Below are 13,445 nucleotides of genomic sequence, written 5' to 3'. Positions count from 1 at the left end.
ATGGGGACCTCCGTTTATCGGCAGATGGGGGTCTTTTTTTTATAGAAAAATAGGAATAAAGTTGTAAAATATTTCTGGAAAGTGAAAGGGGAACGAAGAAAGCTGTCGAATACTACATATTTATAGGGGAGAGAAAGAAAAATCCAACAAGTAAATTACTGGCAGGTGAATGGGATTGGTTCAAAAGAAGCAGAACGACAGTGGGGAGCAAGTGACAGAAGCCGAGCAGGTTAATCCTGAGAAGGTTCAGAAAGTGAAGAAAGAAAAAGTAGTCAAAAGCAAAACAACAGGCAGTGGCAAAAGATTGTTTAAGATTGACCGCAGCAAGCTCAAGCTGGGCTGGATCAAGACTGATTGGGTGAAGAAACAATTAAAAAACCGGGATTGGAAAAACCTTGGAGGGTCTTCTTTCCAACAGATTAAGAAGGCAAATCCGGTTAAATCCGTAGGGGTTAAACTGTTCTTGATCTTTTTTGCGGGAATTATGATTTTTGTAGTGAGTTTGGGTCTATTATCCTATTCAAAAGCCAAGGGTACGATAGAGAAGAATGCATCTCGGGCCAATCAGGAGACAATTGATCAGACCAAACAAAAAATGGACATCATTTTGGAGCGGTTTGTGGATACATCCACACAGATTTTCTTTGATCCGGAAATGCAGTCCTTGCTTCAAAAAATGTCAGATACGAATTTGACTGCGTATGATACATTCATAAACTCAAGTTCAATCAACAAGCAACTGTCCAATGTTGCATTTACAAATAAATCTATGGAAGCGATTTATTTGGTACCTACGGACGATACAAAGTCCATTATGGGTACAGGTAGCAACAGTTCATCCATGGGCAATATTCGCCAGGAAGCATGGTACAGTGAGTTGATTGAGGCGGGCGGTTATCGCTGGCTTCCAACAGAGGTCAAGGAAGATGGCTCAACGCCAACGTTCAAAATTGCACGTTCAATGAAAAACCTGCAGGGAACGACCCAGTCGTATGTTCTGGTTATTGAACTGAAACTGGAAGTTCTGGAGGAACAATTGAAATCACTTGATCTGGGTTCAGGAGCTGTTCTTCAACTGATTGCTCCCGATAATAAAGTGGTTGCATCCTCCATCTCGGATCGTACGGGACAAGATACAGAGCTTGCATTTGTCAAAGAGTTGACCGAACCAGCAGGTAGCACGAATACGGAGTATACGGTAGATGGCAAATCTACGGAAATGTTGGCTGTATACAGTACGATGGATACATCCAATTGGAAACTGGTTGGTATGATACCTACCTCTGTTTTGGTTCAGGATGCAAAAGGCATTCTGACCCTGACCCTGTGGATGGCGCTGATTGATGCGGGGATTGCAGTATTGATCGGGATCTGGATGGTGCGTATGATCGCTCGTCCACTCGGCAAATTGAAAGACCTGATGCAGGAAGGTGCGAAAGGTAATCTTAAAGTTCGTACACCATATAGCTCCCAGGATGAAATCGGTCAGCTCTCATCCGCCTTCAATCTGATGATGGAGCAGATCACAAAGCTGGTTGAACAAACCAATCGTTCTGCGCAGGAAGTATTGGATACGGCCTCTGAGCTGAGCAGTGCATCCAAGAAAACGGCTGTATCTGCTTCGGAGATTGCCGTAGCTACAGAAGAGATCGCAGGCGGTGCAGGCAGTTTGGCAACCGAAGCGGAACGTGGCAATGAATTAACTGACAATATCTCTCGTCAGATGCAGAGTGTAATCGCTGCGAATGAACAGATGGGTGATTCTGCTCGTCATGTAGAGAAGTCCAGTCAGACAGGAACGCAACATCTGAATCAGTTGATGACCAAAACGCAGAAGACAGAAGAAATGATTGGTGCACTGGTGAATAAGGTTGATTCGCTGAAAGAGAGTACGTCTTCTGTTCTGAAAGTGCTTGAAGTGCTGCAAAACATAACGAAACAGACAAATATCCTTTCCCTGAATGCAACCATTGAAGCAGCACGTGCCGGTGCAGCCGGTCGCGGATTCATGGTGGTGGCTGATGAGGTTCGTCAGCTCGCGGCTCAATCCAGACAATCTATTGAGATGGTTGGAGAGATTACAGACAAAATCATGACTGAAATGAATGAGACCGTGGATGCTTTGTCGGCAGCTTATCCGTTATTCAAGGAACAGATGGATGCGGTTAAAGACACCAACGTCATCTTTGCTTCCGTACAGGAACAGATGGGTGCATTTGTGGAACGTCTGGGCATGGTGACAGGTTCTATTGGAGATTTAAACAAATCTCAAGGTACGTTGTCTGAAGCCATGAGCAATGTCAGCGCTGTAGCTGAAGAATCTTCTGCAACGTCCCAAGAAGTAGCTTCCTTGAGCAGTGAACAGCAAAATATCAGTAACCAGCTGGTAAATCTGTCCGGCAAACTGGAGAATGTGTCTACTGAACTGAAAGAAACCTTGTCACGCTTTACGGTGTAACAAGCCAAGGTTGAAATGAGGAGAACCTGTCCCGCACATGGGACAGGTTTTCTTTTTGTTTACCGGATAATTCCAAGCCATATCAGCAATAATATGTCAAAACGACAAAAGGTGAGATTGGGATGCATCTCCTTGCGAAACGGCGAATCTATATTACTTGTATTCTTCTAACTCTTGTCTTTGGATTGCTTATATTGCGATTGGGATGGATCCAGATCGTTCAGGTGAATCAGACGATGCCTGGATTTCATCGAACGGTACGGGAAATGTCTGTATTGCAGCGTGAACGCGGGGTGATGCTTGACTCAGGGCGGGGACAATTTACGGATTACAAGGGTGAGGCGTTGACCGGTAAACTGCAATGGGGACTGGTTCTTTTTCCACAGGCAAGTCCATTAGAGAAATTACGCAAGCAAGGGGCATTAGAAGGCTCCGAGATAATACAGTTGGCAGCTATATTACATACAGATTTGGATCAATTGAAGAAGGAATGGAATCAGGAAAGCGCACCTCATTTCTGGACAGCAGGTACAGATCAGCCTGTTCATTTGAACGCTGCTCAGGTGGAGCGCCTACGTAGTTTGCACCTGCAAGGAGCTGGCATCTATCCGATGATGACAAGGTATCTTCTGGGGCATACAGGGATGCAGTGGATGGGTTATCTGGCTGAACAGCCTGAGTCCTCCAAAGTTCTAACTGGGCATCGGGATGAAGTAAAACAGCCATTTGCCATGAAATCAGGGGCAGCGGGACTGGAGAGGACACTTGAACCCCTGTTGAGGGGAATTGGCCCTACGCTTGTATCACGTATGGTCTCGGGTGGTGGAGAGACTATTCCTGATATTCAGCCGCACGTCATTGCACCGGCCAATAGTCATTATCCTTTACGTGTAGAAACCACAGTCGATGCTGAGTTACAGCGTGGGTTGGAGCAGTTGACGCAAGAATCTGGATTACAAGAAGGGGCCGTGGTTGTGTTAGATGCCGCTAACGCAGATGTTCGCGCCATGATTTCCCGCCCTTTCTATCAGCCACAGCATGTTGACCCCAAGCAATCGGCATGGGGGAATCGTGCAGTACAGGGAGCCGTACCGGGTTCCATTTTCAAAATTGTCACTGCCGCTGCCGCTTTAGAGTATCATGCGGTTTCTAACGGAGAAGAATTCCATTGCGGTGGTGAGTACGGAAGATACGGGCTGTCCTGCTGGAAGGAGCATGGGCATGGAGACCTGAACCTGGAGCAAGGGTTCGCTGAGTCTTGCAACATCGTATTCGCGGAAACGGCGCGCAGGCTTAGTATGGAACAACTGGAGAACACGGCTGATCGTCTTGGACTCGCGCGTCCGATTGGCTGGGAGGGGAAGCAAATGGTAGGAATACCCGTGTTACGACACTTTGATCATGAGGATCACGGGCGTGTGAGAACAGAGGCTGTTTCTTCTGCTGATGAAGGTGCAAAAATACAGACAGCAATCGGTCAGCGAGATGTCTTGGTCACACCGCTGCAAGCTGCCAATCTGATCGTTACACTGTTACATGATGGAAAGGTTACTGCCCCGCGTCTCGTTAAGCGCATCCGATATGCGGATGGTGGCACCATGCTGGAGATGCCCTTGCATGATTCACCTTCAGCATCAGGACAGATTGCTCCCGCAACAGCGCATAAACTGTTATCCTGGATGAATAAGGTCGTCCGTGAGGGAACAGGAAAATCCCTGCAGCGTGCACGGTGGCATGTTGCAGGGAAATCAGGTACAGCTCAGGTTCAGAAACATGGGGAGAAGCGAAACAATCAATGGTTCATTGGTTATGGACCTGTAGAACAACCTAAATATGCTGTAGCTGTTCTTGTCCAAAATGTCTCTCCTGACAGCCAACATCAGGCGACGGCTCTCTTCAGGAAGGTGATGGACTATTTGGCGGAGTCCTCATGATCCTTCGCAGGAACGTGACGTTGTACAGTAGACTCGGCAGAATTCGCTGAGGCCTTACTAACGGGTGGGTCCATGACCAATGGAGAGGACTCAAATTCATCTTTTGGCAGGTGAATCCACTTTTGCAGGTACCCTTGTTGTAACAGTTCTTTCAGAAGGATCAGAAGCACTGGAGATAACACTACGCCAGCCAGGCCAAAGATCGAAAGGGAGATCAGCATAAACGAAAGCATCAAGTACGCCGAAGATACACCAATCGAGTTACCCGATATTTTTGGTTCCAGCAACTGCCGTGTCAGCATCGTTACTGCCAGAATCACAATCAGGCCAATCGCCAAGCTACTATTGCCAATAATGAATAAGTAGACGATCCATGGAATAAATACAACAGGAACGCCAAGCAATGGTACCAGATCAAAAACCGCACAGACTGCTGCAATGGTAAAGGCGTTAGAGGTTCCCAAAATCAACAAACCTGCATAAATCAATACAAACGTAATGAGCATCATGATCATCTGTGCCTTCAGATACGAGCGGATCGTCTTGAACACGTGATTACGCATGAATTCAATAGCTAACTTTAATGTTTTGGGCGTTTTCGCACGGGCGAACTTGCGCCAGGATTCAATCTCGATACTGAGGAAAAAAGCCAGAATAATCGCAATTCCGAAGTTCGTAATAAACGAAGAGAATGAACTGAGGAAACCTACGACGAATTGTGCTCCGCTAGTTACCCATTTGGACAGGAACCCGGTCAGTGTTGCAAAATAATCATTCGCTTTTTCCATAACTCCATCAGGAAGAGCGTCTGACTTGTCCTGAATGAATAACACCAGATTGGTGAATTCACGCTGTATCATTTCAATGTATACAGGGAAATTGTCTTGAAGATTGGAAATTTGTGAAATGATAATTAAACCTACACCAAAAAAGGCAGCAACAATTAATGCAAGAAACAACAAGACGGAGATGGCGGCTCCAAGTGTCTTGGGCAATCCTTTGCGATGTAAAAATTTGGCCAGCGGTTCAATCATCCAATACACAATGAATGATAGAAAGACCGGTGCAGCCACTTGGTATAATTGACTGAAACCGTACATGATCACATACACGGTTAATACGAGCAACGCGATGTCAAAGACAGTGCGCCCGTATTTTTTGTAAAGCGGTAGCATGGACATGGCTCCTTTGATGGCAATAATTAGATTGTATTTATTGTACACGATAGCTATCTTTTTGGGAAAACAGGATTTAAGAAAAGTATGAACTATGATAAAATTAAAGGCGGTTTATTTTAGATAGTGCCATTGTGCACCGTAATTCAGCATGAGAAGTGGGGAGCTTGCATCATGACAACGATACTTCATAGTATTTTACTGTGGTTATTGTATCTTTCATCTTTTTACGCCTTTATTCCAAGTTTGATTAGCAGGCTTTTTGGTTTTCGTGTATTTCGACGGGGAAGAAGTGATACACAATTTGCATTAACGTTTGACGATGGGCCAGATCCACATTATACGCCGAGACTGCTCGATCTGCTTCGTCAGCATCAAGCAAAAGCAACATTTTTTGTCGTTGGAGAACATGCCGCGAGTCATCCTGAACTCATTCAGCGCATACATGACGAAGGTCATCTTATTGGCATTCATAATTATATTCACAAGACGAACTGGCTCATGCGGCCGCGTACCGTTCGTGATCAGATTCAGCGAACAGGTCAGATTATCCATGAAGTAACCGGCGTGAAGACTTGTTATTATCGTCCACCGTGGGGGATTATGAATCTGTTTGATTTTTTCAGCAAGAAAGAACGTAAAATCGTACTGTGGTCTTCCATGTTTGAAGACTGGAGAAGCCGAATAGGTGCCGAGAGATTGACCGAACGGATGCTGAAGGAACTGAGAGGTGGAGAGGTCATGCTGCTGCATGATCGAGGAACGACCCTTGGTGCAGATGCACACGCGCCGGAGCAGATGCTTCAGGCGCTGGAAGTCGTCTTGCAGGAAGCTGAACGGCTAGGCCTGCAAAGTGTACGTGTCGATACGTTGATGGGAGGTATCACAGTGAGCGAATCTCAGAACAAAACGCAATTACAGACACCATTGAAGCTATGGAAACGAATCGTTGTTGCCTTATGGCTGGGCTGGGAGAAGTTGTTCCACTGGGTATATCATCTGCGGACGGCTTCGCCAGAGGACCCGATGCTGCACTTCAGATCACGTGTATATCACGGAGCACGGGTGGAGATGAATGATGGCCATGTCATTCAAAATGGAGATCCGGTGATAGAACTGCATTTTGACAATCAGAAGTTGTTTGAACTTGGAGTGACATCACGTTCCAGTATGCATTTGGCAATTCGCATGATTCGGACGATGGAACAGCAATTGCCGGATTTGGCACGCATGGTAGCACTCGAACCTGAGCTACGCTCCGCCAAGGCGATATACGGTGTGAGCATGATTAACAGAGGCCCAGAAAAATTTGGATTTACCATACAAGAATTGCCTCCTGGACCGTTCAGTGCTGCATCCAAAGTATACCTGAAACTGCTCTTAAGTGTGATCCATCCAGCAGGAACCAAACGTTTGAAACAGCGTACAGAACAATTGGTACCCAAGATGATTGCCATGCCGCTGGATGTACTGCTGGAACGTTATGGTCAACATACGACGCAGGTGGCAGCAACGGTAGAAGAGTCGAGAGATGGATCGCTGTTAATTGAACAAGAGATACTGCCAGAACGGAACTAAACGGACTGATCACACCAACCAGCAAAAGAAAAGGGTTGCCCTTCGCCAGATTTGGCAGAAGAGCAACCCTTTTTTATTAGTGAATTAGATACTCAGCACGCCACCGTTGCTTGCATTGGTAACCAGTTTGGAATAACGAGCCAGGTAACCGGTTTTTACTTTCGGTTCAAAGCCTTTCCAACCTGCGCGACGACGTTCAAACTCCTCGTCGCTGATGTGCAATTCGATGATACGGTTGTTCAGATCCAGCTCGATGATGTCCCCTTCTTCAACAAAGGCGATTGGACCACCTTCAGCTGCTTCCGGAGAGATATGTCCGATACTGATTCCGCGGGATGCACCAGAGAAGCGTCCGTCGGTGATCAGACCAACTTTGGCACCAAGACCCATACCTACGATCTGGGAAGTAGGAGCCAGCATCTCAGGCATACCTGGTCCACCTTTTGGTCCTTCATAACGGATAACAACAACATGTCCTTCTTTTACTTTGCCGTTAGCAATACCTTCGAGCGCTTGCTCTTGGGAGTCAAAGCAGATGGCAGGACCTTTGTGGTATCCACCAACCGAAGCATCAACAGCACCAACTTTGATGATAGCTCCTTGTGGTGCAAGGTTACCAAACAATACAGCCAGGCCGCCTTTTTCGGAATGCGGGTTATCCAGATGGTGGATGACATTGGTATCCTGGATTTCTTTTCCTTCAACGTTCTCACGGATTGTTTTACCTGTTACTGTAATACAGTCACCATGAATCGCGCCTGGTTTCTTGAGCAATTCGTTCAGCACTGCGCTTACGCCGCCTGCATTGTGAACGTCTTCGATGTGAAGATCGGAAGCAGGTGCAAGTTTCGCCAGATGCGGAACGCGGTTAGCTACTTCATTGATCCGTTCGATTGGATACTCGATCCCTGCTTCATGAGCCAGTGCCAGCGTGTGCAGTACTGTATTCGTAGATCCACCCATAGCCATATCCAGTGCAAACGCGTTATCGATCGCTTCTACAGTAACGATATCACGTGGTTTCAGATCCATTTTAATAAGTTCCATCAGTTGTTTAGCGGATTGTTTAACAAACTCACGACGCTCAGGAGCAACAGCCAGGATGGTTCCGTTACCTGGCATAGCCAGTCCCATCGCTTCAGCCAGACAGTTCATGGAGTTCGCTGTGAACATACCGGAGCATGATCCACATGTTGGACAACCGAACTGTTCAAGTTCAAGCAAGCTCTTGTCATCGATTTTACCCGCTTGATAAGCGCCTACGCCTTCAAATACAGAGGTCAAGGACAGAGCTTTACCATTGCTGTCACGACCGGCTTTCATCGGTCCACCGCTGACAAACACGGTAGGGATATTACAACGGAGTGCACCCATCATCATGCCGGGTGTAATTTTATCGCAGTTCGGGATACATACCATGCCGTCGAACCAGTGTGCAGATACAACGGTTTCCACGGAATCCGCGATAATGTCACGGCTTGGTAGCGAGTAACGCATACCAATGTGTCCCATGGCAATACCATCATCTACTCCGATGGTGTTGAATTCGAATGGAACGCCACCGGCTTCACGAATAGCATCCTTTACAATTTTACCGAATTCCTGAAGGTGGACGTGGCCGGGCACGATATCGATGTAAGAGTTACATACGGCAATAAATGGCTTGCCGAAATCCTCTTCTTTAACGCCCGCTGCGCGGAGCAAACTCCGGTGCGGTGCACGGTCAAAACCTTTTTTGATCATATCGGAACGCATCTTCTTGGCTGACATGGTGTGTTTCCCCCCAAATATATAATATTGAGCAACATGAATGGAAAAGTAAATGGCAGTGCATCTGTCGTTTAATTTCATCCGTACTCTAAAAAAAGATCCGGCTTGCCGGTGTCGAGCTCCCCGTAGTTTGTGAAATTCTTTGCTGCTTTAAACCCATGAACACCCGGTTTTTCTATTGAGTCTATCACAACCGTCGTCATATTTCTACAATCAATAGAAAGAAGCCTCAAACCATTTTCATGGAATTAGACTTCTTGATTTGCGGGAAAGCTATGATCATGTTTCGATGTGGCGAGCGGAATTCATCAGTTGCTTCCGCCTTTGCGACCAATCTCACGATAGAATTCCTTATTATGGGTTTCGGAGGTTGCTTCGCCGCCCTTGCGACCAATCTGCTTGTAAAAGTCAGTATCATGGGCATCTGAAGTCGCTTCTCCACCTTTTTTTCCAATCATCTGGTAGAAGCTTCGATCATGGTTTTTGGAAGTGGCTTTACCACCTAATCTACCGGCTTCCTCACGGCTCATCTTGCGTTCTGACGTCGGTTGACGTGCCATTACAAATCACTCCTTACAACGATAAGTTGTTTTTTGTAGCGCGTATCCCTAATTTACCACATCATTTCCAGCCTGAAACAACACACCAGGATGGAATCGATGGTGAAGAGATCCGTCAGAGCGTTAGGCCGACCGTTTGAACACCCCATGCCGATTGAAAGAAAAGCGGGATATATCCGGTTCAATTAAGGGTTTGAACGTGTGACGTACAGCCGGTAGAGCCAGTGTGACTGCAAAGAGTACCGCGATGACAAGTATGACTGGAATATAAGCTGAGCTTCCCATATAACTGTAGACTCCAGACCAGATCGCGAGACGAACGAGAAAACCATGCAGCAGGAATACATAGAGTGTGCGTCGTCCAAGGTCCGTCAGTCTGGAAGTCAGGGAAGGTACCCAGGCCAAGAAAAGTGTTGCCGATGCGATTTCCAATAGGTAGACACCAAGTCGGAAGATGCCGGCATACCATTCGTGGTGACCCAGTTCGGCGTACGTCATGCTGCCAAGTAACCATCCCGATGAAATATTCATACCGCCATACCCGATCCATACCAACAGTGCAGCGGAGAGGATGGCTGCGGTTTTTCGCCCCCAACCGGATAATAAACGAGAACGAATGGATGCTCCATAGTCATAACCGATGACAAAGAACGGCAGGAACACAAACGTACGGCTGAAGCTTAGCCAGAACCCGTCGATGGGCAAATACCCGGCAATTACACCGAGCGCAATCGATCCAATCAGCCGATATATCGGTTTCCATGAAATCGTCAGACGAAGCAACAGTCGCCAACAGAAATGACTCGCGAGAAACCATAACAGCAAGTAAGGTGCAAAGAAGGATAGCCGCATATGGGGTGTGTGGAAGACGGTAAAGTCCATTAATGCGTATAAGGACTGAAACAGTACATATTGTAAGGCAATCTGCTTCAGGACATTTCGCCCAGAGGCACCTTGAAGTGAGTGTGTCGCAAAATACCCGGTTACCCATACAAAGAGTGGCATGTGAAACGTATATATCCACAGGAACAGAGCTTCTGCTCCTGCAAAGCGTGTGATGAGTGGTTCCAGTGCATTACCAGCAAGGACACAGACGATAAGCATAAAGCGCAGATTGTAAAAGAAAGATTCCTGATCATCCCGGATCAGTGTCTGTTTTTTCATGGTGTAGCCCCCTTATAGACCCTAGTTGCAAGGTCATTTGCATCTGTAATAAGGGTAATACGGATGTACATTATCTATTGTGATTTAATTCACATTAGTAAGCGTTATCTTTTCTCAAAGCTGTGACAACAAAATGAACGCAACGGGATTGACAACGGTTGCATAGAGGATGACAATAGTAAAAGAAGATGAGGGAATGTAAATATAAGGAGGGAAGAAATCATGTCAACGAGTCCCTATCCAAGCCCGGAAATTATTACGTTTGGGGAGAGTATGGGTTTGCTGACCGCCAAGGATACAAGAGGGCTGGAATATGCAGCCACACTGGACAAGTCTTTCGGGGGTGCTGAGAGCAATCTGGCTATTGGCGTATCCCGCCTGGGACATACCAGTGGTTGGTTTGGACGCTTGGGCAATGATCCGATCGGCAGTATGATTCTGAAAGCCATTCGCGGTGAAGGTGTAGATGTATCCCGGGTAAGGTTAAGTGATGACGAGCCTACTGGTTTGATGATTCGTGAGAACGCTTCCGGGAAAGCCTCGGTGCATTATTATAGGAAGCTATCTGCTGCAAGTGCGATTACACCTGATGATCTGGATCCCGACTATATTGCCGGGGCGAAGATATTACATGTTACAGGTATAACGGCGGCGATAAGCCCGTCCGGACTTGCAACGGTAGAGGCTGCCATACATATTGCCAAACAGGCAGGGGTGAAAGTAAGCTTTGATCCAAATCTGCGTCTCAAACTATGGTCTGCGGATGAGGCTCGTCCGGTTATACTGCGTTTAGCTGAACTGGCGGACTACTTTTTACCGGGTCTGGACGAGATGAAACTTCTATATAACGAAGAAAATGATCAAAAAGTGCTTGAGCGTTTATCTGCCATGAATGCTGTGTGCATCGTGAAGGGTGGCCCTGATTTGACCTACGTATTGGCGAATGGTACCCTAACGGAAGTTCCGTACTTTAAGGCGGATTATGTTCTGGATACGGTAGGAGCAGGAGATGGATTCTGCGCGGGATTTTTATCGGGGTTGTTAAAAGGATACTCCCCGCAGGAAGCAACCCGTCTCGGCAATTTGACCGGTTCCATGGTTATACAGGCTGTTGGCGATTGGGAGGCGCTCCCCACGTGGGGGCAGGTCGAGGCCAAGCTGAACAACGTTGCCCATGTTGAGCGCTAGTCGCTGCTGAAATCATATATGGCTCATCTTCGTTCTTAAATGTAAGGCTTGTATACACAACCACCACATTGACAAGGGAGAGAATGAAATGAAGAAGCTTCAGCTGTTGCAAAAGATTACGGACAATGGGGTTGTGGCAGTTCTGCGTGCAGATTCTGCTGATCAAGTCATTGCCATGGCCGAGCAAGCGATTGCGGGTGGCATTAAAGTTATCGAGATTACGATGACAGTGCCCAGTGCGCTCAAAGCCATTGAAAAATTAAGCCGTGTATACCATTGGAACACACAAGATCCAGAGAAGTTCGCGATTATTGGTGCGGGAACGGTATTAGAACCGCAAACGGCAAGAGCGGCCATCATGTCGGGTGCCGAGTTTGTAGTCGGACCTTCCCTGAATCCGGATACCGTTCAGATCTGCAACCTGTATCGAATTCCGATTCTGCCTGGTGTGATGACGATTGCTGATGTTCAACGCGCATTGGAACTCGGTGTGGACATCGTGAAGTTGTTCCCGGGTAATCTGTATGATCCTTCGATTATCAAAACGATGAAAGGGCCTATGCCACAGGCGAATTTTATGCCAACTGGCGGGGTATCCTTGTCTAATCTGGGGGATTGGATCAAGGGTGGAGCAGTGGCTGTTGGTATCGGCTCCGACTTGACATCGGAAGCTGTGAAGACGGGTGACCTGAGTCATGTCCGTCGCAAAGCGGAACAATATATGGATGCTTATCGCAAGGCCAAGGCTGAATAATATTTGTTCAATTCGGAGAAAGGGAGCCTGAATTAACGAAGGCTCCCAATTCTGTGAGCCGCGGCACCTGCGGAAGTGAAGAAAGGTGATTAACGTTGAGAAATCGGTATAATACAGGGCGCAAGAAGAGGGGCATCGGGAAATTCCTGCTCGTACTTCTGGCGCTCATTGTCATTGGATGTGGATTTGTTGCGTGGAAATTATTCACACCATACGGTCCACAGGAAACAGCTCAAACGGCCATGGAAACAGCCAATAAGGTGACCGTGAGCGAACAAGAGAACTGGATTGATTTTGTGCCAGATAAACCGACTGGGAAAAGTGTACTTTTCTACCCTGGTGGACTGGTAAAACCTGAAAGTTACGCACCACTTGCGCATGAGTTGGCCGCTGCGGGTCATCACACGATTATTGCCAAGATGCCAGTTAACCTGGCAGTGCTCAAGCCAAACTTGGCAGATGAGATTCTGGCCGCATATCCGGACGAACAATTTGTTATGGGTGGACACTCTCTCGGCGGGGCGATGGCTGCACGTTATGTAGCATCGCATCCTGATGCACTTCACGGCATCTTCTTTCTGGCATCCTACCCGGATGAAAAAGGAAGCGTAATGACACTGGGAATACCTGCATTATCCATTCTGGGTACTAAAGATGAGGTTGTGAATATGACTAAGTATCAGAGTGGACGTATGTATTTGCCTGTAGAGACGGTATATTACACCATTGAAGGTGGTAACCACGCCCAGTTCGGTGATTATGGTCATCAAAAAGGAGATGGCGAGCCGGAAGTGAGTGGAGAAGAACAGCTGAATCAGACCGTCAAGACAGTTCTGGCTTGGTTAAGTACCATCAAGTAGGTTT

9 protein-coding genes and 1 pseudogene are annotated in these 13,445 nt (G+C 47.0%); 6 read left to right on the top strand and 4 right to left on the bottom strand.

Translation table 11 applies throughout. The features are described from left to right. Positions 1-169 precede the first annotated feature (169 nt). Positions 170-2,458, top strand: a complete 2,289-nt coding sequence (locus MKY87_RS08860) for a methyl-accepting chemotaxis protein (protein WP_340964025.1) — start codon at positions 170-172, stop codon at positions 2,456-2,458. 122 nt (positions 2,459-2,580) lie between these two features. Beyond that, on the top strand, positions 2,581-4,392 hold the full coding sequence (locus MKY87_RS08855) for a peptidoglycan D,D-transpeptidase FtsI family protein (RefSeq protein ID WP_340964022.1): 1,812 nt from the start codon (positions 2,581-2,583) through the stop codon (positions 4,390-4,392). Here MKY87_RS08855 and MKY87_RS08850 read toward each other — a convergent pair. Then, entirely contained in the window at positions 4,371-5,567 is a 1,197-nt protein-coding gene (locus MKY87_RS08850) for an AI-2E family transporter (RefSeq protein WP_340964019.1), read from the bottom strand. The genes MKY87_RS08855 and MKY87_RS08850 overlap by 22 nt on opposite strands. A 174-nt stretch (positions 5,568-5,741) precedes the next feature. Here MKY87_RS08850 and MKY87_RS08845 point away from each other — a divergent pair, with 174 nt between their 5' ends. After that, the gene (locus tag MKY87_RS08845) at positions 5,742-7,145 is read left to right on the top strand and encodes a polysaccharide deacetylase family protein (protein WP_340964017.1); all 1,404 of its coding nucleotides are present in this window, start codon (positions 5,742-5,744) and stop codon (positions 7,143-7,145) included. Between the two features lie 84 nt (positions 7,146-7,229). On the opposite strand, the gene ilvD is transcribed toward MKY87_RS08845, so the two are convergent. From ilvD to MKY87_RS08830, 3 genes and pseudogenes are all read right to left on the bottom strand, one after another. Further along, positions 7,230-8,915: a dihydroxy-acid dehydratase gene (gene ilvD, locus MKY87_RS08840; protein ID WP_074096200.1), complete on the bottom strand. Its 1,686-nt coding sequence runs from the start codon at positions 8,913-8,915 to the stop codon at positions 7,230-7,232. 317 nt (positions 8,916-9,232) lie between these two features. Beyond that, positions 9,233-9,475 (bottom strand): annotated as a pseudogene (locus MKY87_RS08835) (KGG domain-containing protein); the annotation flags it as partial. 123 nt (positions 9,476-9,598) lie between these two features. Further along, complete coding sequence (locus MKY87_RS08830) at positions 9,599-10,639, bottom strand: acyltransferase family protein (RefSeq protein ID WP_340964014.1); 1,041 nt, start codon at positions 10,637-10,639, stop codon at positions 9,599-9,601. 222 nt (positions 10,640-10,861) lie between these two features. On the opposite strand from MKY87_RS08830, the gene MKY87_RS08825 reads away from it, so the two are divergent. From MKY87_RS08825 to MKY87_RS08815, 3 genes are all read left to right on the top strand, one after another. After that, on the top strand, positions 10,862-11,827 hold the full coding sequence (locus MKY87_RS08825; RefSeq protein WP_339789453.1) for a sugar kinase: 966 nt from the start codon (positions 10,862-10,864) through the stop codon (positions 11,825-11,827). 88 nt (positions 11,828-11,915) lie between these two features. After that, complete coding sequence (locus tag MKY87_RS08820; protein WP_017686833.1) at positions 11,916-12,581, top strand: bifunctional 2-keto-4-hydroxyglutarate aldolase/2-keto-3-deoxy-6-phosphogluconate aldolase; 666 nt, start codon at positions 11,916-11,918, stop codon at positions 12,579-12,581. A gap of 95 nt (positions 12,582-12,676) precedes the next feature. Continuing rightward, positions 12,677-13,441 carry an alpha/beta fold hydrolase gene (locus MKY87_RS08815; RefSeq protein ID WP_339789456.1) on the top strand — a complete coding sequence of 255 codons (765 nt, stop codon included), beginning with the start codon at positions 12,677-12,679 and terminating at the stop codon, positions 13,439-13,441. Positions 13,442-13,445: the final 4 nt, after the last annotated feature.

The sequence above is a fragment of the Paenibacillus sp. FSL R7-0198 genome, from assembly GCF_038000415.1.
Classification (GTDB): domain Bacteria; phylum Bacillota; class Bacilli; order Paenibacillales; family Paenibacillaceae; genus Paenibacillus.
This window is presented reverse-complemented; position numbering and strand designations above follow the sequence as displayed.